Raw genomic sequence first — 24,952 nt, forward strand, 5'->3', positions numbered from 1 at the left:
CGGTTTATCAACTCTCAATCCACAATTTCATACCCTGCTGCCGCCAGAACTTCAAGTGCATCTTGAAAATTCTCCTTCTTCACCATAACATAATCCGTATTATATGTGGATACTGCAAATATCGAAATTCCGTTATCCGCCAGAACAGATGCGATTTTTGCCAGAATCCCGATCAAAGAAAAGTCCAATACGCCCTGAATGCGGAAGGCTCTCCAGCCATCATCACGCTTTATAACATTTGCCGGCACTTCACTCACCGGGCATACCAGAGACTTTTCCTCATCAGTTTTTCCTAGAAAACAATACTCAGAATCGAGATTCGCATATGTATAAGCTTCCACCTGACACACTGAAAATTCTTCATCAATCTTTTTTATCTCCATGACCTCTCCTTAAATCTATTTTGTAAGCACCTTTTTGCAATATCTATGTGCACCACAATGAGGACAAACTAATTTACGCTTTGTTAATGTATGTGCTCCCATTACATATGACTTCATATCCGGAACAAACCTTGTGTTACAATCAGGGCATTCAAATGCTCCTGCCTCTCTATCAAGAATACACGCAATCACTATTCCGCCACATACCACTACTAACCCTATTGCGATAAGCAGAACCCTCAACCAATTCTCCATCTCCAGAATTCCTGACAATAAAAACAATGGAAATGCCGCAACTATCGTAAGTGTCGCGACCATTGCAGACAAAATAATTTTCTTTTTGCTTTCCTGTGCCTCTCTAACTAAATTCACCATATTAACCTCCGCTTTCTTTCGATAATCCTCTTCAGATACTCTTTCGCCAGATAGTAATTCATTCACTGTTATCTCTAATTCATCACATAACGGCAACAGTAATGAAACTTCCGGAAAACCATTTCCTCGTTCCCATTTTGAAATTGTTTTATCGCTGATTCCAAGTTTTTCAGAAAGCTGTTTTTGAGTATATCCCTTTCTCTTTCTCTCATCAGCGATGAATCGTCCAATTTTAATCTGGTCCATATGTTTCCCTCCTTTCTGGCTCAATTATCTCCCCTTTTTATTGCAAATCACACCCACGAGGCGTAGAATATGGTGAATCTATGCGGGTTCTACGCTTCGTAGACTAGGCAAAATAAGCTATTTGCTCTGAATGTTCCATACATATCCCCTTGCATTTATTATCAACGCAATTGAACATACCACTGTCATAAGCAATGGCACCACAACAAATCCAGCGCTAATATTTTCTTTACTTCTAAATGGCGTTTTTTCCACCTGACAATTATGTCATGAAATAATTTCATCTATTTTTGTCGCATATTTCTCACCAAAACCACTTATATCTTCTAAATCACTTACCATCTACGACAGCCTGCAAATCATTATATATTCCTCATCATTCTCGTCCACTATCTGGAATCCGACTTTTCTATACATTCCGACTGCATAGTTCTGCTTTTGCACAGACAGTGAACCGCTCTTATATCCACAGTTTTTCAGCTCCGCCAGCATCCTTTTCATCAGCTCCGTTCCAATGCCGTAATTCCTGTATTCTTTGAGCAGTGAGATTGCAAAAGACGGTGTATCGTCATCAACATGCCCATAGTCATCCATAATACGAACCCACACCGCTCCAACAACTTTATCATTTACCTCTGCGACAAATGCCATATCCCCCGCTCTGTTTCCAAAGTCGTCAACGTACACTTGCAATTCCGGCTGATTGATAATGTCCCTTGGAGGTGCCTCCACGCCCTCCGGAATAAATATTGCCTCATATAAAAATGTATCTAATATCCCGGTTTCTTCCTGTTTTAATCTTCTTATTGTGTAATCCATAAAGCCTCCAATAACAATCACCTATGCTCCTATATGCATGATCTGCACACACAAGCCTTCATCAATACTCAGAAATTCTGCACAAGTACAATCAATCTTTTTCTTCTTTGATGCGGTCTCCACCGCCCAATCAAAATTCTTCTTTGTTATAAAATCAGGAAGACGAATAACAGAAATCCAGTTAAATGCAGATTTATCTGTATAATCCACACCTTCCACATTATCCTGCCACCAAAAGCCTTCAAGCGGTGGGACTACATATTCAAAAAATCCCTCTATTTTGTAATCAGTCTTATAACTCATCTTGAGAGTGTACGCAACAGCATATAAAACGCCAATCGCAGCTTTATATTCTCCGCCCTCTTCATTCGGGTCGCCCTTGCCCCTTACCGCTATGTAATTCGCCTTTGGAATCGTTACGATCTGTGGCTTATTTTTCGGCAAATAAAACTCTTTATATTCTTTCTTAAAATCAAACGCCATAACTTATCTCCTCAATCTTAGCAATATCACCATATTACTCCTGTTTTTTTCAAGCTTATTATCATAACCCTTGATAGTCCATATACGCACTATGACAATGCTGTTACTTATCGTAACAGGTGTTTGCCGAGCCCATTTTTCATTCTCATGTATATTCAGTATTGTGTATCGAACATATGTTTGTTATAATATATTTGGTGCTACCCTATTCGGTAGGCGGTTAACCTTCACCACAGGAGTTTGTAGCCTGTGTTTACATAGAAAATCCATTTATGGAAATCTATCACGGAGGTTTTTGCTTATGCTTACAACGGATCTTTTTATAGCCATCATCAGCTTATGTCTTACTTGCTTTAATCTTGGTTATGCCGTTGGCTCTAGGAGCAAGAATAAGACAAAAAAATAACCGCCCAGCCTGGTAAACTGTGAGCGGTTATTTTATACCATTCATATATCAAGGCTAACCGTCTATCGGTAGCACCTTTTGATATTATACTAGCATTTAGCCGCTTGCATGTCAAACGTATATTTGCTTATCATTTACCCTTATAATTTTCACCTATCTCACTTATCCACTATCTCAAGCTCATCCCGTGTAACCCGGCACGTGAGATTTAACACCTCCACGCCAACCGCCTTCGCCTCATAGAAAGTCTCCGCGAACTCCCTGTGTATTTCCGCATTTGGCCTGACCTCAGTTATCCCCGTCATCGGAATGACAAATGCCACATAACATTTATATTCCTCGGAGACCGCCTTCATCAGCTCCCGCAAATGCCTGACTCCCCTGTCGGTGGGTGCATCCGGGAAATATCCTATACCACCGATCTCCTGAGTGCAGCCCTTGACCTCCATGAGATACTTCGTGCCATCCTTTTCCATATAGAAATCAATCCTTGAATCCCCGTATACATACTCCGGCTTTATAAAGTCATAATCCTTAGTTTTAAGCCATTCCAAAACCACCTTATTCGGCACCTGACTGTCCACATTCACCCAGCCAAGCTTTGGATCTTCCACCGCTATGAGATCGTATTTCGTCTTGCGGTTTGGATTTGCAGACTTCTCAAGGCTGACCGTGTTCCCCGGTATCAGCAAACTGATAAGCCTCCCCGTGTTCTTTACGTGCACGGTCTCTGTAACTCCGTCTATCTCCACATGGGCTGTGAACCTGTTTGGTCTGTCTACGAACTTGCCTGAGATAACATTTGTATATTTCACCTTGCCTTACATCTCCCATCTATTCCACAACAGAACGGTTCATCATGTAGAATGAGAACCTTGCCTTGTCAACAAGCTGTCCCTTGTCATCGTAAATATTTGCCTCGTACAGTGACACCTTCTTGCCCTGGCGGATCTCGATTCCCTCACAGATGAGATACTCCGTGTTCATAGCCGGAGCTATATATGTCATAGTTCCATCTATAGTTGAAGAAAACTTTCCGTAGGTACATGCTGCGATCCCGCTCACTATATCCGCAAGTGAGTACAGGCATCCACCATGCACAGAACCATATGGATTAAGGACATCCTCTGTGACCATCATCTTGCCCTTCACATATCCAAGGCTCATATCGACCAACTCTATCTTCAGGTTCTGGACATAGATGTTGTCCTTGTTAAACCTTATCAGCGCCTGTTTCACATCCTCGGACATAGCTTTTTTGTTGTCGTTTATCTCATTCATGCTTAGTTTTACCTTTCAACTCTATTTTCATGTTCATACATCCTGCGCACATATCAAAAGCACTTGTCCAGAATATCCGGATCAAGTCCTTTTCTTCCCGTTACAAATCCAATTCCAAAGTACAGCACCGCACCTACCATCAGTCCCCACACGACCGCATTTATCCCAGCGATCTTGATAAAATACGTTGCAAATATATATGTCGCGATCGCACCTACGCTGCTGCACACCGCCGCCTGCTTAGTTCCCTTCTTCCAGAACAGACCTCCCACAAGAGGCCAAAAGAATGTGCATTCAAGTCCGCCAAATGCAAACATGTTGAGCATGAAAATTATATCCGGCGGATTGATCGTGAGAACCATCACCACCACGCCGAGCAACATCGTAAGTATCGTGCTCACCAGCTTGACATTCTTGTCGTATTTCTCATTTTTCACCGGATCATCACCCACCACGTAATTCTTCCACAGATCCTTCACTATAGCTGCTGTGGCAAGTATGAGGAGCGAATCTGCTGTCGACATGACTGCTGCCATCGGCGCTGCGAGGAATATCGCTGCTATTCCAGGCGGCATGATCTTCTGTACTATATATGGTATAAAATAATCCGAAGTTGGAAGATTGTCAGTATCGACAAGTGCGCCAGCCCATGTTCCTGCAAGATGCATTCCCACGATCACAAAGCTGCATGTGAGAACTCCGATCCACATCGCTCTGTGCATGCTCTTCGTATCCTTAAATCCCATGGCGCGCACAGCAGTCTGGGGAAGTCCCAGCGTTCCAAATCCCACAAGCACCCAATAGCTGAGCAGTCCTCCTGGCGTGTATTTCGAGAAAATGTCATCGTACACCTCCGGCAGATTTGTCTGAAGACCGGCATCTATCGCGGCAAGACCGCCCCCGCTCCTTAAGACAAAGAATATAAACAGGAATGTTCCGATACACATTACTATTCCCTGAATCGTGTCAGTTATGACAACCGCACTGAATCCGCCAATAGCTGTGTACAATATCACGACTGTGCCAAATATCAAAAGTGAACTCACATGATCCATTCCCGTTATGGATGCTATAAGTGTGGCCCCTCCCGTAAACTGGCTTATCATCTGTGCTATGAAGAAAACTATAAGTCCAAGGCTCGTGATGACCACCAGCGCATCGCTCTTGTATCTCGCCTTGAAGTATCCCACCACTGTCACAGCGCCCGTTCGTCTGGACACTATCGCAAGCTTATTTCCAAGCACACCGAGCACCAGAAATGTGACCGGGACCTGGATAGCAGCTATCCACGCCTGTGCATATCCATATGTAAGACCCGCTGCACCCGGCCCTGATATAAATGAACTTGCGGAAGTGTATGTCGCCATGATCGTCATGGCTAGGACGATTCCGTTCATATTTCTTCCGCCTATGAAATACTTCTTCTCGGACGTTGTGTGCAGACTTTTCTCCGCCCTTCTGCTGTAGACAAAGCTCACCACAACATTGAATAACAGATATCCGAGAAAAACCGATAAGATCAATATCTGATTACTGTTCATTTTCACCCTCACTCTCATCCTCTTCATATTGGAAATCTACAAACACAAACTTAAGCAGCCAGAATACACCGATTACCGCAAGCACCACTGTTCCAAGCACCGAGACCACAAACCACGCCGGCATATGGAACACCGTCCACCCGGTGCCATTTAGCAGGAACGCGGTTAGCACATGCCATAAAAAACATATAAATACCACAAGCAACGTCGCTTTGATCTCTTTTATACACTGCCTGTGCTGTTCTTCCTTTGTCAGTTTCATCATAATAATATATCCCCTTATATTTCATAAATACATCGAACAATGCTCATTATATCACGCTGATCAGTTTTTTCATAGTTGCCCCGACAGCCACCCAAATCCTGTGCATATACAAACTCTGTATTATTGTCTGCACAAAAAAACTGGCGCACAGACGTTTCGTCCATACACCAGCTATTTATAGTTTACTGTATACCGATTTATGTTACGCTATTTTCTCTTTAACATTTTCCAATTCATATAACGTATCCGGATCAATATCCAGACATTTTGATGTATCCCTCGTTCCTGTCACATCCCATGCCAAAGTTCCATTCAAAATTGTACATGAATTCAAAAAGAAATCTTTGTCTCTAAGCGGTTCAAACACTTTCTTATCCAGTAGTGGTTTTGCATCATAACATACAATTTTGCCATCCTCAAAATACACATATACTGTATAATCTTCAAATGGAACTACCTGTACTATATCATATATCATGCCAATTCCCCCTCTCTGTATAATACATAACTTTTAAATCAATGGATTTATTCTGTTTAATGGCAAACCATCCTTCGATAATTCCCAATTCTGCATTAACTCATCTTGATGAATTACGCACCATGCAAGTATGAGCTTTAACTGCCTTGAAGGCAATGCACCTTTTATAACCCGTGCTTCATTTATATCTATTATAGCTTTATTTCCGTTATATTCTGCATGAAAATGTGGCGGATTATGATCATCATAATACATAGTTATTCTGATTCCATAAAACAGTGATATTTCTGGCATACTATCAACCTCCAATTATTATTGATAATATTATACTATATCATTCCAAGGCTGTTCAATAACTATCATGACTATATCAAAAGATAACCTAAGTAGATTTAGTCTTTTCTAAAACAGCATACACACCCCGGCGACCACAGCGCAGATAGGAATATATATAATAAAGTGCATAACATGCATCTTCATATTGTATCCGAACATATGAGGTCCCACAACTCCCTTGACCTCCGGATAATAACGCGGGAAGAAGTTTGAATGACAGAGCAGCACCCAGTCAAAGAAACCTATATCATAGATCTCCATCACATACATTATCACTATGAATCGCGCGAAGAACTTCCAGTAGCCGAAATCATGCCGTACGCCATCCCACACGCTAAGCACGATAGCTCCTATAAACAGCAGAAGTGCAACTACTTCTATACACCATCCAACCGCATGAGCTCCGCGAAATCTCTCTTTTCTGTCAGGAATCACCGCCAGATTCTCCTTCGGTGCTGTGCTCATAAATCTCTTATCCTGTACAAATGCGACCATTCCGTACAGAAGAAGGAAATAGGCCACCATGACAATTACCGCCGCAACTATTGTCACCAACATCTCTTTTGCCCCCTTAACACTCTTTTGTATTAATTTTTAGGTTAGTTTTCGCTAACCATACTAACACATCTATTTCCAAATGTAAACCTTAGAATGTACCTATTCGTACCTTAGCAAATGCAAATCTAATGAAATTACGACAAGAATTTTTATGCGTAGAATTGAGCTGTCTGTCAGTCCATGTAATCCGCATTCCGCCGCAAAATGACACCCATTCAATATATAAAAAGCGCCGGCACATAAGCTTGTTGATATGTCCATGACAGAACAGACATATCAACACTGCAAATGCGCCAGCGTCTTATTTACTCTATATACATTTTAATTCAGATCTTTATACATTGATCTCCGCAGTAACACCGAGGATATCCTTGTTCTCATCGAGGATAGGCTGAATGACCTCTGCAAGGAACTCTCTTGTCTGCTCAGGAGCACGACCTACGAAGTTCTTTGGCTCAAGGATAGATACGATCTCCTCCTTTGTCATACCAAAGTCAGGGTCTGCTGCGATACGGTCAACGAGGTCATTCTCTCTTCCGTACTTCTTGACCTGCTCGCCTGCAAGCATTGAGTACTCTCTGATCTTCTCATGAAGCTCCTGACGGTTGCCGCCACGCTTAACAGCATCCATCATGATATTCTCTGTTGCCATGAATGGAATCTCCTTCATGAAGCACTGGTAGATAACCTTGTCATATACCACAAGACCATCTACAACATTCAGGTACAGATCAAGGATTCCGTCAACTGCAAGGAATGCCTCTGGAACTGAGATACGCTTATTTGCTGAGTCATCCAGTGTTCTCTCAAACCACTGTGTTGCGGCTGTGATAGCAGGATTGAGCGCGTCACACATTACATAATTGGCAAGTGATGCGATTCTCTCACTTCTCATTGGATTTCTCTTGTATGCCATAGCTGATGAACCGATCTGGTTCTTCTCAAATGGCTCCTCTATCTGCTTTAAGTGCTGGAGAAGTCTGATATCATTTGAGAACTTGTGTGCACTCTGTGCGATGCCTGAGAGCACATTAAGAACTCTTGAGTCGACCTTTCTTGAATATGTCTGGCCTGATACAGGATAGCACTCAGCAAATCCCATCTTCTCAGCGATCTTGCCATCTATCTTTCTCACTGTCTCGTGATCTCCTCCGAAGAGCTCAAGAAAACTTGCCTGTGTTCCAGTTGTTCCCTTTGATCCGAGAAGCTTCTGCTGGCTGATCATGTACTCTATATCAGAGAGGTCAAGGAGCAGCTCCTGCATCCAGAGTGTTGCACGCTTGCCGACTGTCGTTGGCTGTGCAGGCTGGAAATGTGTAAATGCAAGAGTTGGGAGATCCTTGTACTGATCTGCGAACTTTGCCAGCTCATTTATAACATTGATGAGTTTCTTTCTGACAAGCTTTAATGCCTCTGTCATAACGATAACGTCTGTGTTATCGCCTACATAGCAGCTTGTTGCTCCAAGGTGGATTATTCCTGCTGCCTTAGGGCACTGAACACCGTATGCATATACGTGGCTCATTACGTCGTGACGAACCAGCTTTTCTCTCTCTCTGGCAACATCATAGTTGATGTCATCAGCGTGAGCCTTGAGCTCCTCGATCTGCTCATCTGTGATTCTTGGATTGCCGTTCTCGTCCTTGAGACCAAGCTCCTTCTCTGTCTCAGCAAGAGCTATCCACAGCTTTCTCCATGTCTTAAACTTCATATCAGGTGAGAAAATATACTGCATTTCCTTACTAGCGTATCTTTCACACAGTGGGCTTTCGTACTTGTCCTTACTCATGTCTTTACCTCTTTCTTCCTGTAGTCTCCCGCATCTGCCGGCTGACAAATGCTTTTATATCTTATCACACAACTATTATACATGGGTTTCAGATTATTTCCATGCTTTTTTTGCATAAACCAGAAATTCGGAATCAATATCCGCTTTTTCCGCTGATATGATTCCGAATTTTCACAATTTTCGTCTTCCGACAAGTGCGCACTTTCGTGCGCTATCACCAGGACTCCTCCCGCTTACGCGGGCCCCTCCTCATGATATAATGTGAGACTCCGAGCCTCTCTTGAAGTCTTCGTGGTCGCCTCTGATGTCCTCTGTAGGCGGTTTCATAGGATATTGGCCGCTGAAGCATCCATGGCAGTACTGTCTTCCGCCTGAGAGCTCCGGAAGTCTCTCCATCTTCAGGTACGCCAGAGAGTCGGCACCTATGATCTTGCATATATCATCTACAGACCTGTTGTATGCTATGAGCTGCTCTCTGTCCGGAATGTCAGTTCCAAAGTAGCATGGATACAGAAATGGAGGTGAACTGATCCTTACATGGACCTCAGTCGCTCCCGCCTCCCTGAGCATGCCAACTATTCTGTCACTCGTAGTTCCACGAACTATAGAGTCATCTATCATTATGACACGCTTGCCATTTACAGCCTCCTTAAGGACGTTCAGCTTGACACGCACGCTGGACTCTCTCTGGCTCTGCTGTGGCTTTATGAATGTTCTTCCCACATATCCATTCTTGACAAAAGCCGTTCCATATGGAATACCCGATTCAAGTGAGTAACCCATGGCCGCTGCATTTCCCGATTCAGGAACGCCAACTACCACATCAGCGTCAACCGGGCTGTCCTTTGCAAGGCATCTTCCGGCTGTGATACGCGAATCGTACACAGACATTCCATCTATGACTGAATCAAGTCTCGCAAAGTATATATACTCAAATATACATCTTGCATGCTGCTCCTGGCACATGTTCTTGTACGACTGGATTCCGTACTCAGGTGATATGGTTACAACCTCTCCAGGCTCCACATCCCTGACAAATTCGGCACCTATTGTATCGAGCGCACAGCTCTCAGATGCCAGTATGTATGCGTTATCACGCTTTCCTATACAAAGCGGTCTGAAACCAAATGGATCTCTGGCTCCGATAAGCTTTCTAGGACTCATGATGACAAGTGAATATGATCCCCTTACTTTCTTGAGAGCTCTAGTGACAGCCTCCTCAACGGAACCACACTTAACTCTCTCCCTGGCTATATGGTAAGCTATTACCTCAGAATCAATTGTAGTCTGGAATATAGCGCCTGTGAGTTCCAGCTCACGTCTAAGCTCAGGAGCATTTACCAGATTGCCGTTGTGTGCAAGTCCCAGAGTTCCCTTTACATAATTGAGAACCAGTGGCTGTGCATTCTCTATAGTGCTGGCACCGGCTGTTGAATATCTCACATGACCCACACCGATATTTCCCTTTAGCTTGCTCAGTGAATCAGGTGTGTACACCTCATTCACAAGGCCCATGCCCTTTAAGGAGCTGACCTTGCCCTTAGGACCGGCTGTGTCTGACACCGCTATACCACAACTCTCCTGCCCACGGTGCTGCAATGCAAACAGACCATAGTAGATCGTGTTCGCCACATCATTTCCATCGAAATCATAGATACCGAAGACTCCGCACTCCTCGTGCATCTCGTCCTCGTCATAATAATGGGATCTTAAACATTCGTTCATAAATATATGCCTCTCATGTTATATTATTGTAACTGTCACGGCCACATAATTCTCATCGTATGTCTGGTGACAGTCATATCTTTCGCCACATAAAACTTTATCTGTTTTGCCACAACATGTCAACAGATAAATTCTATCATTTTTAGGATTATACCCCACTTTTTTCATGCATTTTCGCCAACAGCAGTATATTTCGCAAGTATTTGTCTGTTTGAACTTGAGAAAATCCACATATCTCTGCCACAACCTCGCCTCACCGGTCGCGCTGTACTTCTCTCCTGACGCGGCAGGTTACCACATAGTCCTTCCGGCTTCCACCTGGAATTGAAAAAAGCCCAAAAGATACAAATTTTACGTACTTTGTATCTTTTGAGCTTTTATACCACTCTCTACTCCACTGCGTATCCCTTTGCCTTTATGAGATCCACCATCTTGTATACATACTTCTCACACAGCTCATCTGTGGCTGCCTCGACCATAACTCTGATGACAGGCTCTGTACCGCTCTGTCTGAGAAGAAGTCTTCCGTCGTCTCCAAGCTCAGCTGCTATCTCATCGTTCAATTTCAGCACATCAGCATCGTTCATGACTGCATCCTTGCTTGAAACTTTGACATTCACAAGGAGCTGTGGATATATCGTCAGGCTGTGGAACAGCTCTGAGAGCTTGACCTTACGTCCAAGTATAGTCTCCATGATCATCAGTGAGGTGAGGACACCGTCACCGGTTGTTGCATACTTGGAGAAGATGATATGTCCTGACTGCTCGCCGCCGATGGAATGTCCGTGCTCCATCATATTTTCGAACACGTACTTGTCACCGACTGCCGTCTTCTCATAGTTGATGCCCTTCTTGTCAAGTGCTTTGTAAAGTCCAAGGTTGGACATGATAGTTGTGACGATGGTATTGTTGTTCAGCTCGCCCTTATCCTTCAGATAACGACCGCAGACATAGAGTATCTTGTCTCCATCCACGATTTCGCCCTTGTCGTCCACTGCAAGACACCTGTCCGCATCACCGTCAAATGCAAATCCCACATCAAGTCCCTTCTCCTTGACAAATGCCTGAAGCTTTTCAATGTGTGTTGAACCACAGTCCGTGTTGATGTTTGTTCCATTTGGCTCATTGTTGATGACATATGTCTTTGCTCCGAGAGCGTCATACACCGACTTTGCAACCAGATATGACGCACCATTTGCACAGTCAAGACCAATTCTCATTCCCTTGAAAGGTCTGGTAGGGATCGTGAGCAGATAACCTATATATCTGTTTCTTCCCATTGTGTAGTCGGTGGTCTTACCGATGCTGTCCTTCTTTGCAAATGGTATCTCGCCAAGCTCACCATCTATATACTGCTCGATCTCATTCTCGATGGCAGCCTCAAGCTTGTAGCCCTGACCATTGATGACTTTTATACCATTGTCATAGTATGGGTTATGACTGGCTGAGATCATGATACCGCAGTCAAAATCACCTGTGCGGACTATATAAGACACACTAGGTGTAGGTGTTACATGCATCAGGTATACATCAGCTCCGCTGGCTGTAAGTCCCGCAACCAGGGAATACTCGAACATGTAGCTTGAAAGTCTCGTATCCTTTCCGATGACGACATGAGCCTTTCCATCCTCATGCTGCTTGCCATAGTAGTAGCCAAGGTATCTTCCAACCTTATAGGCATGCTCCACTGTAAGGTCTACATTTGCCTCGCCTCTGAATCCATCTGTTCCAAAATATTTACCCATTGTAAAATCCTCGATTCTATTATTCTATAACCTCATCCTGCTCGCTTTCTTGAACGACCAGAAGATCTATCGCTCTCCTGTGGATGTGTATCTTGGTCTCCTTATATTCTCCGCCGAACTCACCATCACATGTCCATGCAACCGGATCCTCTGCATCAAACTTGACCCTGTGAGCCCTGAATGAAACCATGCTCCTCTCATTCACATCACCTGTAAGAAGTGCCCTGACCACTCTCTCCAGGTCAGCCGGTGTCTTCATTGTCCTTATCAATACTCCCTCAAAAAGTCCGTCATCGAACTCAACTCCTTTTCGGGTTATACTCTTAAACCCTCCAACGGATACCGAGTTGGACACCATACCGAATATAAACTCGCCTTCCTGCTCGTCCCCGTCTATTGTAACCTTCATCTTGTAAGATGGTACATTTGCCAGGCTTTTTATCCCCTGCAATACATATGCCGCATGTCCAAATATATTCTTCATATTCTGCGGCGTTGCATATGATGTATCTGAGAACATTCCAAAAGCTGCGACATAAACAAAGTTCTTGTCGTTCAGACTTCCTATATCTATGGAGAACGGCTCTGCCTTCACTATCATCTCAGCCGCCTCAACCGTCTCTCTCGGTATGTCCATGCTCCTTGCAAAGTCATTGGTGGAGCCACACGGAATATATCCAAGTGGAACCCTTATCCCGCTCTTCATATATCCTGTAACTGTGTTGCCCAGGGTTCCATCGCCCCCCGCACATACGATCACATCGTAGTTTGCGCCTTCCTCCTGAACAATTCTCTCTGCGTCATCTGCCGATTTCGTAAGATATGTCCTGACCGCGTAATCGTTATTGCAGAACACTTCCAGCACATCCACCAAAGAATTCTTCAGAGTAGTCCTACCCGCTTTGGGATTCATGATGAACAGCATATTCTTCATACTTTCAATAACACAACCTTTCCCTTTGATACTGCTTATTTACTTGTGATCCTCCTTGTACTTCATGTACAGATCATACCCCTTCTTGCGGAGCTTGCATGATGGACAATGTCCGCAGCCCTCGCCCTTGATGCCATTGTAACATGTGAGTGTCATATCTCTGATAACATCCAGTCCGCCCAGCTCATCAGCCATCTTCCATGTCTCCATCTTATCGATCCACATCAATGGTGTTATTATATCAAACTCGTAGTCCATTGCAAGGTTAAGTGTTGTATTTAACGATTTGATAAATATATCCCTGCAGTCCGGGTATCCTGAGAAGTCGCTCTGGGACACTCCTGTTATTATATCAGATATTCCCCTCTGTTTGGCAAATATTGCTACAAATGTAAGAAATACCATGTTTCTTCCATCGACAAATGAATTCGGCGTGCCCTCCTCAGGTGCATTTTCGTCAACCTTCATATCTGTTCTTGTCAGTGAATTTGGCGCAAGCTGGTTAAGCAGGCTCATATCAAGTATGTGATGCTCCACTCCGAATTTGTCCGCGATCTCCTTAGCACACTCAAGCTCTAACGCATGTCTCTGTCCATAGTCAAATGATACGGCGTACACTTTCTTATACTTCTTGAGTGCCCACAACAGACACGTTGTGCTGTCCTGTCCGCCGCTGAATACTACAACTGCCTCATCCTTATTCTTTAAATTCTGCATGATCTCATCCTCCATATATAATCAAATATGATATTCCGAACCGCATTATAACGCTCACGGATAAACAAATTCACCATTATCAATTCAGTGTACCGATAACTATCTTCCCGCATTGTACATCATCAGCATCTTGTTCTGCAGAGCTGTGTCGCTCTCAAATCTTCCCCTGAGAGTGGTCGTCATGGTCTTGCTTCCCGGTTTCTTGATGCCCCTTGCCGTCATGCAGCTGTGATGTGCCTCTATCATGACCGCCACGTCCTCAGTTCCAGCAGCCTTGGATATGACGTAGGCTATGTCCGAGCCTATCCTCTCCTGGAGCTGAAGTCTCTTCGCCACCATATCCGCAATCCTCGCTATCTTAGAAAGTCCGAGCACTCTTCCATTTGGAATGTATGCGACTGACACCTTCATGTCGTACATAAGCGCCATGTGATGCTCACAGTAGCTGAACACCTCTATATCCTTGACAAACACCATGTCACCGACCTGCCTTGCCACTCCATCCTCAGCAAATGTCTTGCCGAACATCTCGGCCAGCTCGTCATTGGTGTAGTTCATTCCCTCAAATACTTCCTCGTACATACGCGCAACCCTGTCAGGAGTCTCTACAAGTCCCTCCCTGTCAGGATCATCTCCAAGGGCAATCAATATTCCTCTTACGTGTTCCTTTATAGCCTCTTTATCTATCGCCATCTTATACACCTCTTTCTTCCGGATCCCAAATGAACTTGTGAAGCTGTAACTGAAGCTTCACATCATTCATATCGTTCTCGATCATAAAATCCACTATATCCGCAGGATCTATGCTGCCATACACAGGGCTGATGAATACTCTCGTCTTCTCATCCAGCGCATACTCCCTAACTATCTCAAAACATTTTTCCAGATCCTCCTGTGAACCGACCACAAATTTCACCGAATCATTCTTGTCTATATAGTTATAATTTGCAAGGCACATGTCATTCTCCATGCCGCTGGATGGACATTTGTAATCCAGCGTGTACGATACATTTCCCCCAAGAGCCTTGAACTCTGCGATATCCACACTTCCATTTGTCTCAATCTCGACCCTTACATCATCCTCCAGCTCAAATGCAAGGAGCAACTTATCTATGTCCTTCTGTATCAGCGGTTCCCCACCTGTCAGGGTTACATTCTTCACCTTTGTTCTTCTGACATAATCGATGATCTCATCCTCGGTGAGTTCCTCATAAGGAACGCCTGCCTCATTTGCCCACTTGGTATCACAGTAACCGCAATCAAGATTGCATCCCGCAAATCTTATGAACACGGCAAGTTCTCCGGCTCTTGCAGCCTCACCGTTGATACTTATAAATCTCTCTACTACTCTGTATGTGCTCACGACTGTATTTCCTTTCTCCCGGTGTATATTCTCCATTCTCTCACATCTTCCAGATTTTTAGACCTGCCAGCTTCTCACCGGAATCCTATCATATATATTTACTCACAATAAGAAGCCACGTTGTTCGGTGTCTCATACACACTTGCCTCTATGACCTTGTAGCCCCGGCCTGCCATCTCATCATATATATACTTTGCAAAGTTCTCAGCAGTAGGTCTGAAATCAACCTTCACGATCCTCAGATTTTCCGCCAGCAGCGCATCCTCCGTCGCCGGCTTCAAGCTTCCCGTTTCCATGATAAGGCTGTGGTCAAAGTGATCCGCAATCTCCTTCAGATCCTTCTTCAGATTGGAGAAATCAACCACCATTCCTCTGTTCTGTGTATCGCTCTCAAGAGTCTCTGCACCGACCTCGATCTCCACAGTCCATCTGTGTCCGTGGATATTGCTGCATTTACCGTCATAATCTTTCAAAAAATGGGCGCTGTCAAAACTTGCCTTTGTCTTTAACTTATACATAACTCCTCCTATAAGCATCCAACTGTTCACCACAAAAAAAGACCAGAATAGGACATTCTGATCTTCTTATGTCCTAGTTTTGTTTAGTGACAGGATGGTACTAATGAACTGTCAATCTATTTTATTGTGTTTAATATACATTAGATATTAAGGAATCCCTTAACCTCTGCAAGCATATCCTCCTTGTCACATACTGTGTCGTGGAGAACCTTTGCTGATCTGATATCCTCTATAGCCTGAGGTACCTTTACACCTGAGAGCTTCTCAAGCTCGTCGACAAGCTCAAAGTCTGTCTTGGAATCATACTCAGCGTCTATAGCGTTCATAACGCTTCTTGTGAACTTGTATGGGCTTGCTGTTGACGCGATGACTGTAGGTGTCTTATCTCCTGTCTCTGCCACATACTTTTCATATACTGTAGCCGCAACTGCTGTATGTGTATCGATGATATAATCATCTGACTCATATACCTTTTTGATGGTAGCTGCTGTCTCTGCCTCTGTTGCATATCCACCATAGAACTCAGCAAGCTTTGCCTTCATATCGTCTGTGATGGTGTACACTCCATCTGTTGTGAGTTCTTTCATAAGCTCTGAGTTCTTCTCAGCATCATTGCCAGCAATCTTGTATATCAATCTCTCAAGGTTGCTTGAAATGAGGATATCCATCGATGGTGATGTTGTGAGTATGAACTCTCTGTTTCTATCGTATGTTCCTGTCTGGAAGAAATCAAACAGAACCTTGTTGTCATTTGATGCACAGATGAACTTTGCGATTGGAAGTCCCATCTCCTTTGCGTAGTATGCAGCAAGGATATTACCAAAGTTACCTGTTGGAACATCCACGTTGATCTTATCACCGGCCTTGATGGTTCCGTCTGCAACAAGTCTTGTGTAGGCGTATACATAGTATACCATCTGAGGGACAAGACGTCCGATGTTGATGGAGTTTGCTGATGAGAACTGATAGCCCTTCTCATCCATGTACTTTGCAAGCTCAGCATCTGAGAACATCTTCTTCACACCTGTCTGGGCATCATCAAAGTTACCTGTGATACCAACAACAAATGTATTGTCACCCTTCTGTGTAACCATCTGCTTCTCCTGGATTGGGCTTACACCGTGCTTTGGATAGAACACGATGATCTTTGTTCCAGGAACATCTGCAAATCCTGCAAGGGCAGCCTTACCTGTATCACCTGATGTTGCTGTGAGGATGACGATCTCATTCTTTACGCCATTCTTCTTTGCTGATGTTGTGAGAAGATATGGAAGGATTGAAAGTGCCATATCCTTGAATGCTATTGTTGATCCATGGAAAAGCTCAAGATAATATGCTCCTGCCTTATTCACAAGTGGTGCTATAACCGGTGTATCAAACTTTGAATCATATGCTGAATCTATACAATGCTTAAGCTCAGCCTCTGTGAAGTCTGTGAACATAAGCTTCATAACCTCGTATGCAACCTGCTGATAGTTCATCTTTGCAAGATCTTCCAGAGACACATCAAGTGCTGGTATAGAATCTGGTACAAAGAGTCCCCCCTCATTAGCAAGTCCCTTAAGTATAGCCTGTGATGCTGTTGCTGTCTCATTTGCATTTCTTGTGCTTCTGTAGATAAGTTCCATTTGCCAATCTCCTTAATAAATATATTTAAACATTTCGTTATGTACTAAACTCAGGAATCACCTGTATTCTTACAAATAATCGTGTGCATTATAACACAGCATTTTATAAAAAACAAGCTATAGCCCGCCTCATTCGTGCGACTTTTCCAACACTTTCCCAACACTTATCTCACTGCATTTAAAAACCCGCCTTACGGCGGGTCTTTAATATATCTGTATACAATTTCTGCTTTTTATTACTTTACATATACATCATAGTAGCCTGTTGCGAAGTTAAGAGCTGCCTGATGATTTGAGAAGTAGATATCAAGATGATTGCCATTGATAGCTCCACCTCTGTCCTGAACTGTGTATGTATGACCATCAACTATAAGCTCTGTACCAAATGCAAAGTTACTTGGCGCTGCACATGTCACACCCTCGACTGCAGGTGCACCTGAAGCTGTTGTCGGGTTATCCATGTTGCTGTACTCACCGCAGCAGATTGGACATGGACAATATGCCGTAATCCAGAATGTTCCGAGATATGTACCTGATGCCTCACCATTCACATAAATAACCTTGTCATCAGGAAGTCCATCTGTTGACTTCTCTGTTGATGGATCAACTGATATCTGATCGTCAGGAAGTCCTGCTGCTGACTTATCCTTATCCTTAACCTTCATCTGTGTGGTAGGTTCTGACTTTGTTGTGTCTGCTGCCTGCTGTGCAGCCTCTGTTGCACGAGCCTCTGTTGTGCTCTCCTGAACTCCACCGCTTATGGCTGAAGTCTTCTTAACTGTCTTCTTGCTTGAGAGGGCTACTGAACCAGTCTTGTTGACATCTGACAGAGTACCATCTGCCAGTGCAACTGATGATGTTGCCTCTCCATAGTCTGCTGTGTTGTCTGCGTATAATGTATTACCTGCTGCTGCGATCGACACTCCCTTGCCCTTGGATGAAACCATGCTGTCATCTGATGCGATAACTGCGTATGATGAAAATCCAACTGCCAGGAGTACTGCTCCTATGCTAATCTTCTTTACGTTCCTTTTCAGTGATGTCTTCATTAGTTTCTGTGATTTCATACGTGATGAATCTGAAAACTTTTGCATAACCTTTTCTCCTTAATTTCTTTACGGTTTCAGAATTGTTACAAAACCGTTAAAATTTAACTCATGACGCTATTATAATCTCTGTCGAAAGAAAGGTCAAGCAAAGTGGCTATTTTTGTAAATCATGCACAACTCGCATAAAATCTTTAATTCAGTTAATGTAAATATGCAACATTTTAAAATGCCATTTTTGTGCACATTTTACATTTTAGTGCCGTAACATTTTTGAAACAAATTAGCATCTTGTATATTTTTACTTTAGAATTTTTAATAAATTCTTTATTTCCTGTTACATTTTTTGTTTTTATGTTAACTCACAATGACCTTTTCAGGTGCGCTGTCAGCCCATCTACAGAGCAGTTCCTCAAGCTCCTCGTAAGTCTCAACCTGGTTCACATTGCTCCTGAGCTTTGCCGAATCATACATTCCGACTGAGTACCATGCCACGTGCTTTCTCATCTCATGGATACCTGTGTACTCACCCTTGAACTCAACCATGAGTCTCGCATGTCTCAGCATCATATCCTTCACTTCATATATGTCAGGCTTGTCCGGCAGCTCGCCATGCTCGTAGTAGTATTTCATATCGCGGAATATCCACGGGTTGCCCCTCGCACCTCTTCCTATCATAAAGCCGTCACAGTTCGTCTGCGCCCTCATGTCTATGATGTCCTGAGGAGTGTTTATATCGCCATTGCCAATGATCGGGATGATGCACGCCTCCTTCACCCTGGCTATGACGCTCCAGTCCGCATGTCCCTGATAATACTGCTGCCTTGTCCTTCCGTGCACCGCCACAGCGGCAGCCCCGCTCTCCTGGGCTATATGTGCTATCTCAGGCGCATTTATATGCTCTGAATCAAATCCGCTTCTTATCTTGATGGTCAGCGGTATGCTTATAGCTTTTGCCATGGCCTCGACTATCCTTCCAACGAGAACCGGATCCTTCATCAGCGCAGATCCCTCTCCATTGTTGACCACCTTCGGCACAGGGCAGCCCATATTTACATCTATGAACGAATAACCGTTGCTCTCTATCCTCTTTGCCATCTCCGCCATGATCTCAGGATCAGAGCCAAAGAGCTGCAGCCCAAATGGCTTCTCCCGCTCATCCATAGCCAGAAGCGGCTTCGTGTTCTTATTTTTATAATATATTGCCTTGGCACTCACCATCTCGCTGTACAGGATATCACAGCCCTGTTCCTTGCATAAAAGACGAAATGGCTGGTCACATACACCAGCCATCGGCGCCAGGATCAATTTATCTCTGAAATCCATAAATTTCTCCATTGCTTCTATAATAATATATAATTTGCAAAATCCGACTTATTTCTGCTTGTCCATGATAAGTCTGAGTCCGTGAAGTGTGAGATCCGGATCATACACATCTATGCAGTCCGTGTTCTCATATATCATCTTTCCAAGTCCGCCGGTAGCCACGACCTTCATGTTGTCGTATCCTGACTCCTTGCGCATTCTCTTCACTATATACTCTGTCTGGCCAATATAGCCCATGCACACACCGGCCTGCATACTGGATATCGTGTCCTTGCACAGTATCGTCTCAGGCACCTTTATCTCTATCTCAGGAAGCTTGGCTGTTCCCGTCCACAGAGCATTTGCAATAAGCCTTATGCCCGGCGATGTGACCTCAGCCTCAAACACGCCATCGGCATTGATGAGGTCGTACGTTGTGGCAGTTCCAAAGTCCACCGTGAGAACCGGTCCGCCATACATGTGATAAGCCGCAACTGCGTCAACTATTCTGTCAGCTCCAAGCTGCTTCGGGTTTGGCAGCGCTATATTGATCCCCGTCTTTATTCCCGGTTCAACTATGAGTGGTGTTATTCCAAAATATTTCTTTATGCCATTCACCAGGGAATGCATGATCTTCGGAACAACCGAAGCGATTATAACTTCATCTATAACATCAGTTGACAACTGTCTCATTCTGAGCCAGTCGCGCAGAAATACTCCGTACTCATCCGATGTTCTCGATATCCCGGTGGTCATCCTGAAGGTCTTCTCCAGGCGTTCTCCGTCAAACAGTCCTATCGTAATATTTGTATTTCCAGCATCAATAGCAAATAACATGCCCCTTTTTCCTTCCTGATCTTCCAATTATTTTATATCATTCATTTACAAGACTGTTAATGTCAACACCCTGTATAAATATCTTATAGAACAGCTCCAGACTCTGGAACAGCTCCTTCTTTTCATTCTGCAGCTTCTTGACCTTGAGTCCGCATCCTATGTCGTCAAATAACAGGTCATCCTCAAGTGCCCTCGTCTGTATCTTCAGATTGCCGGCGTCGTCAAACACCAACATAAATATTCCTCCGACCTCCTGTGTAAACGCTCCACACATGGCGTGAAGCTCGTCCTTTATCTCATCAGGAAGCTTTGAAAATTCCTTGTTCAGATAAAACTTCTGATTATATATCGAGCTGGCGCACAGAACAAGCTCGCCATCCTCTGTCCTGGTTGAAATCTCCATAACCGCTCCTATCCTATAACGTCCGCCATATCGTACATTCCTGCAGGCTTGCCCTTGAGGAACTTTCCTGCCTCAACAGCACCCTTTGCAAATACTGACTTGGAATATGCCGTGTGCTTGAACTCTATAACCTCATCAATACCTGCAAATATCACCTCATGCTCTCCAACTATAGTGCCGCCTCTGACAGCAGAGATTCCGAGCTCCTTCTTATCCCTCTTCTTTCTCACCTGGCTTCTGTCGTACACATACTCATACTGCTCATTGCATGCCTCATTGATTGAATCAGCAAGAGCAAGAGCTGTTCCGGATGGAGCATCCACCTTCTGGTTGTGATGCTTCTCAACTATCTCTATATCATATCCGGCTGGTGAGAATACCTTCGCAGCATCCTTCAGAAGCTTCATGAGTGTATTGATTCCCAGTGACATGTTCGCTGACTTGAGTATGGCAACCTTTGCACTGCACTCCTTTACCTTTGCAAGCTGCTCATCTGAGAGACCTGTTGTGCAGAGAACTATAGGAGTCTGTGTCCTCACACCGTAATCGAGGAGCTTGTCAACAGCTACAGCCGCTGCAAAATCTATGATGACATCAGCCTCGACATCACAGGCATCTATGTCTGTAAATACCGGATATCCGTTATCCCTGTTGTCCACAACATCTATTCCCGCTACAATCTCGGCATCAGGATCGCCTGCAACGATACCTGTTATTACCTGTCCCATCTTTCCATTGCAACCATGCATTATGATCTTTACCATGTCTGTCTATCCTCCATATATATAAGCTTTGTCATTTGTTGTCGTCTTTTGTGTGGTCTATGCACGCTGACATGCGCATATATTTCAACATGTACTCCATTTTACACATTTGCTGTCCATTGTGCAACGTTTATATCCACCTCGGCAAATAAAAATGTCTGCAGCCAGTTGAGACCGCAGACATCTGTATTGTTTCTATGATAATTACAGTCCTAGAGAACTCCGTACTCTTCCATTGCCTTCTTGAGCTTCTCCACGTTCTGTGGCTCCATCTCAGTGAGCGGCATTCTCATTGTTCCATCACACATACCAAGAAGCTCTACAGCCTTCTTGACAGGTATTGGATTGACCTCGCAGAACAGTGCGTTGCAGAGATCAATGGCCTTAAGCTGAAGATCAAGGCTTCCCTGAACATCTCCGTCAAGATACTTCTGAACCATATCGTGTACATCCTCAGGGATTATATTGGCTGTCACTGAGATAACTCCCTTTCCGCCAAGTGAGAGAAGAGGTACAACCTGATCGTCATTTCCTGAGTAGATATCTATGCATCCCTTTGCAAGGCTTGCAAGCTTTACAACCTGGCTTATATTGCCTGAAGCTTCCTTGATACCGACAATGTTCTCAACGTTCTGTGCAAGATATACTGCTGTTTCCGGCTGGATATTGCAACCTGTACGTGATGGCACATTGTAAAGGATTATAGGCACATTTACTGAATTTGCAACGGCTGTGAAGTGTGCGATGAGGCCCTTCTGTGTAGCCTTGTTGTAGTATGGTGTAACCACGAGCAGACCGTCCACTCCGTAGCTCTCTGCCTCTGTTGAGAGATATATTGCTGTTGCAGTACAGTTTGAACCTGTTCCTGCTATTACCTTTATTCTGTGGTCAGCGAACTCTACACACTTCTTCACGCACTCAAGATGCTCCTCGTGTGACAGTGTTGAAGCCTCGCCTGTTGTTCCGCAGATAACTATGGCATCCGTCTTGTGTGCTATATGAAACTCCACGAGCTCCTTGAGCTTATCATAATCCACATCTCCATTTTCAAGAAATGGTGTTACAAGTGCAACTGCTGAACCGGTAAAAATTGACATATTGTCGTCCTCCTTAAAAATAAATAGTCGATACAATATAGCATAAAAATGGGCTGGCAAAAAGCCAACCCATAAAAACATCCCATTCTTACAAGTAGCTCTCCATCCTCAGATGACAGTCATACAGTTCTTAACTGCACAACCAGCAACAGATCCTGTGGAATATCCATCACTTCGGCGGTCTTCCCTTTCGTCAGGCATCTTCTGCATCCACATGCATCAGCCTGCTTAATCATTAATCCCGCGCCTCTACTATATTGTATTCAGTTTAACCTTAGATAGTGCTACTATATCACCGCATCCAGACCATGTCAACCATATATTTTACTGCGTGCTTCACAAGGATTCCTCCCACTGACGTGGGCCCCTCCTTATGAAATATCATTCAAGACATTCCATCTTGCTCACAGACACCTCGTATGCCACCTTGCTGATCACCTGGTCATTGTCGATACGCTTCTGATACTCCCTGCTCTGGATCCTTCCCCAGATGGCCACATGCTCTCCTACCTGGAGCTTTCCGGCAAATCTCGCATTTCTGCCCCAGCAGATACATGGTATGTAATCGCTCTTGCCGTATGCTCTGTTGACCGCCAGCAGCACATCCGCGATCTCCCTTCCAAGGGGCGTCATCCTGTACACAGGTGCCTTACATATGTAACCGTCAAGATAGATCTGATTTGGTCTGTTCTCCTCCTCCGCATCATCCTCGTCGATGGTCTCGATCTCTCTCACAAACACAGACAGTATAAGGCGGTTTCTGGTCTCCTCATGCTTGTTGTATGACCTGAACTGTCCCTTTGCCATGATGCGCTCCCCTATGTGGGATTCGTTCACATCGAACAGTCTGTCAGACACCATGAGCGGAATAGTATCGTAAGCATCGCTGAGTCTGCTGACGATGAGATCCACCATATAGAAGCCCTCGCCAAATATCTCGTGGCTGAACACGAACTCTGATGCTATCTCTCCTGCCACCACTACCTGATTGTTGTTTAATGTTTTTTCAGTCATATTTTCTCCCTCCGTTATAACAAACTTTTGCATACTTTAAAAGTTATGCCACGCAGTACAAAAATATGCTGTCTTGTTTGATCTAGTTTTGTCGGTCTCTCTTTCGCTGTCTCATTACCTCATACGACAAAAGAGTCGCCGATATTGCAGCGTTCAGCGATTCGACCTTGCCCTCCATCGGAATCCTGAGAAGTCTGTCGGCTCTGCACGCCACCTCATCCGTCAGGCCATTTCCCTCATTTCCTATGAGGAATGCCACCCTGTCCGGGAATCCTATGTCGTAGAGATCGTCGCCGTCCAGATGTGCTCCGTACACCACAACGCCTGACTGTCTCAGCTCCTCCACAGTCCCGGGCAGGTCATCGCACATGACAAATGGCACCCTGAATATGGCACCCATCGTCGATCTGACTACCTTCGGATTGTACGGATCGCATGAACCTTTTCCTATAAGCACGGCGGTCACACCTGCTGCCTCGGCGCTTCTGAATATAGTTCCCATATTTCCGGGATCCTGGAGCGTATCCAGCACAAGAAATGTCTCTCTGTCATTCCTGCCAAGCACGGAATCAAGCTGATAATGCATGCATTTCACCACAGCCATGCACCCCTGTGGAGTCTTGGTCTGTGACACCCCTGCGAACACTCCGTCGCTGAGTATCCAGGTATTCCTCCCATCAAGCACACCCATGCTCTTGAATTCATCCCTGTATTCCTTAAGCGCACTCTCCGACAGATACACCTCCTGAACATTCTGAAGCGGAAGCTCCCTGAACATGCGTATCCCCTCGACCACGAACACGTCTCTGTCCTTTCTGAGCTTTGCATCCTTGTTCAGCTTATTAAGTTCTTTTATCCTCGGATTACTGTTTGCTGTAATTACTTCCACTTTTTTC

General features: G+C 44.3%; 27 protein-coding genes, 1 pseudogene and 1 riboswitch. All 28 genes and pseudogenes read right to left on the reverse strand.

The window, feature by feature from the left end:
• Nucleotides 1–14 precede the first annotated feature (14 nt).
• The 28 genes and pseudogenes from DWW70_RS04550 to DWW70_RS04695 all read right to left on the reverse strand — a co-directional run bounded on the left by DWW70_RS04550 (nt 15) and on the right by DWW70_RS04695 (nt 24,945).
• Nucleotides 15–383 carry an ACT domain-containing protein gene (locus DWW70_RS04550; protein WP_118649305.1) on the reverse strand — a complete coding sequence of 123 codons (369 nt, stop codon included), beginning with the start codon at nt 381–383 and terminating at the stop codon, nt 15–17.
• A gap of 15 nt (nt 384–398) precedes the next feature.
• Nucleotides 399–1,004: a helix-turn-helix domain-containing protein gene (locus DWW70_RS04555; RefSeq protein ID WP_055143865.1), complete on the reverse strand. Its 606-nt coding sequence runs from the start codon at nt 1,002–1,004 to the stop codon at nt 399–401.
• A gap of 342 nt (nt 1,005–1,346) precedes the next feature.
• Nucleotides 1,347–1,823 (reverse strand): GNAT family N-acetyltransferase, encoded by a 477-nt coding sequence (locus DWW70_RS04565; RefSeq protein ID WP_118649306.1) that lies wholly within the window; start codon nt 1,821–1,823, stop codon nt 1,347–1,349.
• Nucleotides 1,824–1,847: 24 nt separating this feature from the next.
• Nucleotides 1,848–2,306: pseudogene (locus DWW70_RS04570) on the reverse strand (GyrI-like domain-containing protein); the annotation flags it as partial.
• Nucleotides 2,307–2,870: 564 nt separating this feature from the next.
• Nucleotides 2,871–3,527 (reverse strand): DNA/RNA nuclease SfsA, encoded by a 657-nt coding sequence (gene sfsA, locus DWW70_RS04575; RefSeq protein ID WP_118649307.1) that lies wholly within the window; start codon nt 3,525–3,527, stop codon nt 2,871–2,873.
• A gap of 19 nt (nt 3,528–3,546) precedes the next feature.
• Entirely contained in the window at nt 3,547–3,993 is a 447-nt protein-coding gene (locus DWW70_RS04580; RefSeq protein ID WP_015533260.1) for a PaaI family thioesterase, read from the reverse strand.
• A 53-nt stretch (nt 3,994–4,046) separates the two neighbouring features.
• Nucleotides 4,047–5,534: a sodium/pantothenate symporter gene (panF, locus tag DWW70_RS04585; protein WP_118649308.1), complete on the reverse strand. Its 1,488-nt coding sequence runs from the start codon at nt 5,532–5,534 to the stop codon at nt 4,047–4,049.
• Nucleotides 5,524–5,799 (reverse strand): YhdT family protein, encoded by a 276-nt coding sequence (locus DWW70_RS04590; RefSeq protein WP_004849642.1) that lies wholly within the window; start codon nt 5,797–5,799, stop codon nt 5,524–5,526. Before DWW70_RS04590 ends, panF begins: the two co-directional genes overlap by 11 nt.
• Nucleotides 5,800–6,001: 202 nt before the next feature.
• Entirely contained in the window at nt 6,002–6,277 is a 276-nt protein-coding gene (locus tag DWW70_RS04595; RefSeq protein ID WP_022059619.1) for a DUF2442 domain-containing protein, read from the reverse strand.
• A 33-nt stretch (nt 6,278–6,310) separates the two neighbouring features.
• Nucleotides 6,311–6,571, reverse strand: a complete 261-nt coding sequence (locus DWW70_RS04600) for a DUF4160 domain-containing protein (RefSeq protein ID WP_015533263.1) — start codon at nt 6,569–6,571, stop codon at nt 6,311–6,313.
• A 108-nt stretch (nt 6,572–6,679) separates the two neighbouring features.
• Nucleotides 6,680–7,171, reverse strand: coding sequence for a hypothetical protein (locus tag DWW70_RS04605; protein ID WP_117548577.1), 492 nt, complete (start codon nt 7,169–7,171; stop codon nt 6,680–6,682).
• A gap of 334 nt (nt 7,172–7,505) precedes the next feature.
• Complete coding sequence (gene purB / locus DWW70_RS04610) at nt 7,506–8,960, reverse strand: adenylosuccinate lyase (RefSeq protein WP_015533264.1); 1,455 nt, start codon at nt 8,958–8,960, stop codon at nt 7,506–7,508.
• 249 nt (nt 8,961–9,209) lie between these two features.
• Nucleotides 9,210–10,685: an amidophosphoribosyltransferase gene (gene purF / locus DWW70_RS04620; RefSeq protein ID WP_015533265.1), complete on the reverse strand. Its 1,476-nt coding sequence runs from the start codon at nt 10,683–10,685 to the stop codon at nt 9,210–9,212.
• A gap of 389 nt (nt 10,686–11,074) precedes the next feature.
• Nucleotides 11,075–12,430, reverse strand: a complete 1,356-nt coding sequence (glmM, locus tag DWW70_RS04625) for a phosphoglucosamine mutase (protein ID WP_055223692.1) — start codon at nt 12,428–12,430, stop codon at nt 11,075–11,077.
• A gap of 19 nt (nt 12,431–12,449) precedes the next feature.
• Nucleotides 12,450–13,364: a diacylglycerol/lipid kinase family protein gene (locus DWW70_RS04630; RefSeq protein ID WP_022216588.1), complete on the reverse strand. Its 915-nt coding sequence runs from the start codon at nt 13,362–13,364 to the stop codon at nt 12,450–12,452.
• A 39-nt stretch (nt 13,365–13,403) separates the two neighbouring features.
• A complete protein-coding gene (queC, locus tag DWW70_RS04635; RefSeq protein ID WP_055143853.1) occupies nt 13,404–14,081 on the reverse strand; it encodes a 7-cyano-7-deazaguanine synthase QueC in 678 nt (225 codons plus the stop codon).
• Between the two features lie 99 nt (nt 14,082–14,180).
• Entirely contained in the window at nt 14,181–14,774 is a 594-nt protein-coding gene (gene folE, locus DWW70_RS04640) for a GTP cyclohydrolase I FolE (RefSeq protein WP_118649310.1), read from the reverse strand.
• 1 nt (nt 14,775) lies between these two features.
• The gene (queE, locus tag DWW70_RS04645; protein ID WP_199669315.1) at nt 14,776–15,480 is read right to left on the reverse strand and encodes a putative 7-carboxy-7-deazaguanine synthase QueE; all 705 of its coding nucleotides are present in this window, start codon (nt 15,478–15,480) and stop codon (nt 14,776–14,778) included.
• 62 nt (nt 15,481–15,542) lie between these two features.
• Entirely contained in the window at nt 15,543–15,962 is a 420-nt protein-coding gene (queD, locus tag DWW70_RS04650) for a 6-carboxytetrahydropterin synthase QueD (RefSeq protein ID WP_187115846.1), read from the reverse strand.
• A gap of 140 nt (nt 15,963–16,102) precedes the next feature.
• Nucleotides 16,103–17,590 (reverse strand): threonine synthase, encoded by a 1,488-nt coding sequence (gene thrC, locus DWW70_RS04655; RefSeq protein WP_022216593.1) that lies wholly within the window; start codon nt 17,588–17,590, stop codon nt 16,103–16,105.
• 236 nt (nt 17,591–17,826) lie between these two features.
• On the reverse strand, nt 17,827–18,684 hold the full coding sequence (locus tag DWW70_RS04660; RefSeq protein ID WP_117548572.1) for a 3D domain-containing protein: 858 nt from the start codon (nt 18,682–18,684) through the stop codon (nt 17,827–17,829).
• A 309-nt stretch (nt 18,685–18,993) separates the two neighbouring features.
• The gene (gene dusB / locus DWW70_RS04665) at nt 18,994–19,962 is read right to left on the reverse strand and encodes a tRNA dihydrouridine synthase DusB (RefSeq protein ID WP_022216595.1); all 969 of its coding nucleotides are present in this window, start codon (nt 19,960–19,962) and stop codon (nt 18,994–18,996) included.
• 48 nt (nt 19,963–20,010) lie between these two features.
• Entirely contained in the window at nt 20,011–20,778 is a 768-nt protein-coding gene (locus DWW70_RS04670; protein ID WP_118016773.1) for a type III pantothenate kinase, read from the reverse strand.
• A gap of 37 nt (nt 20,779–20,815) precedes the next feature.
• A complete protein-coding gene (locus DWW70_RS04675; protein ID WP_015533275.1) occupies nt 20,816–21,181 on the reverse strand; it encodes a DUF6145 family protein in 366 nt (121 codons plus the stop codon).
• Between the two features lie 8 nt (nt 21,182–21,189).
• On the reverse strand, nt 21,190–21,945 hold the full coding sequence (dapB, locus tag DWW70_RS04680; protein ID WP_022216597.1) for a 4-hydroxy-tetrahydrodipicolinate reductase: 756 nt from the start codon (nt 21,943–21,945) through the stop codon (nt 21,190–21,192).
• A 212-nt stretch (nt 21,946–22,157) separates the two neighbouring features.
• On the reverse strand, nt 22,158–23,042 hold the full coding sequence (gene dapA / locus DWW70_RS04685; protein WP_118016774.1) for a 4-hydroxy-tetrahydrodipicolinate synthase: 885 nt from the start codon (nt 23,040–23,042) through the stop codon (nt 22,158–22,160).
• 87 nt (nt 23,043–23,129) lie between these two features.
• Nucleotides 23,130–23,302: riboswitch (Lysine riboswitch) on the reverse strand.
• 121 nt (nt 23,303–23,423) lie between these two features.
• Entirely contained in the window at nt 23,424–24,056 is a 633-nt protein-coding gene (locus DWW70_RS04690) for a single-stranded DNA-binding protein (RefSeq protein WP_015533280.1), read from the reverse strand.
• Between the two features lie 82 nt (nt 24,057–24,138).
• The gene (locus DWW70_RS04695; RefSeq protein WP_117548568.1) at nt 24,139–24,945 is read right to left on the reverse strand and encodes a TrmH family RNA methyltransferase; all 807 of its coding nucleotides are present in this window, start codon (nt 24,943–24,945) and stop codon (nt 24,139–24,141) included.
• Nucleotides 24,946–24,952: the final 7 nt, after the last annotated feature.

Source organism: Coprococcus sp. AF16-5, assembly GCF_003479365.1.
GTDB classification, from domain to species: domain Bacteria; phylum Bacillota; class Clostridia; order Lachnospirales; family Lachnospiraceae; genus Coprococcus; species Coprococcus aceti.

What these genes read in the sequence shown, in the direction of transcription:
- DWW70_RS04555 (WP_055143865.1), bottom strand. Translation starts at nt 1,004, where the DNA reads ATGGACCAGATTAAAATTGGACGATTCATCGCTGATGAGAGAAAGAGA.
- DWW70_RS04580 (WP_015533260.1), bottom strand. Translation starts at nt 3,993, where the DNA reads ATGAATGAGATAAACGACAACAAAAAAGCTATGTCCGAGGATGTGAAA.
- queE (WP_199669315.1), bottom strand. Translation starts at nt 15,480, where the DNA reads ATGGAGAATATACACCGGGAGAAAGGAAATACAGTCGTGAGCACATAC.
- dapA (WP_118016774.1), bottom strand. Translation starts at nt 23,042, where the DNA reads ATGTCAATTTTTACCGGTTCAGCAGTTGCACTTGTAACACCATTTCTT.
- DWW70_RS04590 (WP_004849642.1), bottom strand. Translation starts at nt 5,799, where the DNA reads ATGATGAAACTGACAAAGGAAGAACAGCACAGGCAGTGTATAAAAGAG.
- DWW70_RS04600 (WP_015533263.1), bottom strand. Translation starts at nt 6,571, where the DNA reads ATGCCAGAAATATCACTGTTTTATGGAATCAGAATAACTATGTATTAT.
- DWW70_RS04670 (WP_118016773.1), bottom strand. Translation starts at nt 20,778, where the DNA reads ATGTTATTTGCTATTGATGCTGGAAATACAAATATTACGATAGGACTG.
- queD (WP_187115846.1), bottom strand. Translation starts at nt 15,962, where the DNA reads ATGTATAAGTTAAAGACAAAGGCAAGTTTTGACAGCGCCCATTTTTTG.
- panF (WP_118649308.1), bottom strand. Translation starts at nt 5,534, where the DNA reads ATGAACAGTAATCAGATATTGATCTTATCGGTTTTTCTCGGATATCTG.
- purB (WP_015533264.1), bottom strand. Translation starts at nt 8,960, where the DNA reads ATGAGTAAGGACAAGTACGAAAGCCCACTGTGTGAAAGATACGCTAGT.
- DWW70_RS04550 (WP_118649305.1), bottom strand. Translation starts at nt 383, where the DNA reads ATGGAGATAAAAAAGATTGATGAAGAATTTTCAGTGTGTCAGGTGGAA.
- dusB (WP_022216595.1), bottom strand. Translation starts at nt 19,962, where the DNA reads ATGGATTTCAGAGATAAATTGATCCTGGCGCCGATGGCTGGTGTATGT.
- queC (WP_055143853.1), bottom strand. Translation starts at nt 14,081, where the DNA reads ATGCAGAATTTAAAGAATAAGGATGAGGCAGTTGTAGTATTCAGCGGC.
- DWW70_RS04565 (WP_118649306.1), bottom strand. Translation starts at nt 1,823, where the DNA reads ATGGATTACACAATAAGAAGATTAAAACAGGAAGAAACCGGGATATTA.
- folE (WP_118649310.1), bottom strand. Translation starts at nt 14,774, where the DNA reads ATGGCGATAGATAAAGAGGCTATAAAGGAACACGTAAGAGGAATATTG.
- DWW70_RS04675 (WP_015533275.1), bottom strand. Translation starts at nt 21,181, where the DNA reads ATGGAGATTTCAACCAGGACAGAGGATGGCGAGCTTGTTCTGTGCGCC.
- DWW70_RS04660 (WP_117548572.1), bottom strand. Translation starts at nt 18,684, where the DNA reads ATGCAAAAGTTTTCAGATTCATCACGTATGAAATCACAGAAACTAATG.
- DWW70_RS04595 (WP_022059619.1), bottom strand. Translation starts at nt 6,277, where the DNA reads ATGATATATGATATAGTACAGGTAGTTCCATTTGAAGATTATACAGTA.
- thrC (WP_022216593.1), bottom strand. Translation starts at nt 17,590, where the DNA reads ATGGAACTTATCTACAGAAGCACAAGAAATGCAAATGAGACAGCAACA.
- glmM (WP_055223692.1), bottom strand. Translation starts at nt 12,430, where the DNA reads ATGGGTAAATATTTTGGAACAGATGGATTCAGAGGCGAGGCAAATGTA.
- dapB (WP_022216597.1), bottom strand. Translation starts at nt 21,945, where the DNA reads ATGGTAAAGATCATAATGCATGGTTGCAATGGAAAGATGGGACAGGTA.
- purF (WP_015533265.1), bottom strand. Translation starts at nt 10,685, where the DNA reads ATGAACGAATGTTTAAGATCCCATTATTATGACGAGGACGAGATGCAC.
- DWW70_RS04605 (WP_117548577.1), bottom strand. Translation starts at nt 7,171, where the DNA reads ATGTTGGTGACAATAGTTGCGGCGGTAATTGTCATGGTGGCCTATTTC.
- DWW70_RS04690 (WP_015533280.1), bottom strand. Translation starts at nt 24,056, where the DNA reads ATGACTGAAAAAACATTAAACAACAATCAGGTAGTGGTGGCAGGAGAG.
- DWW70_RS04630 (WP_022216588.1), bottom strand. Translation starts at nt 13,364, where the DNA reads ATGAAGAATATGCTGTTCATCATGAATCCCAAAGCGGGTAGGACTACT.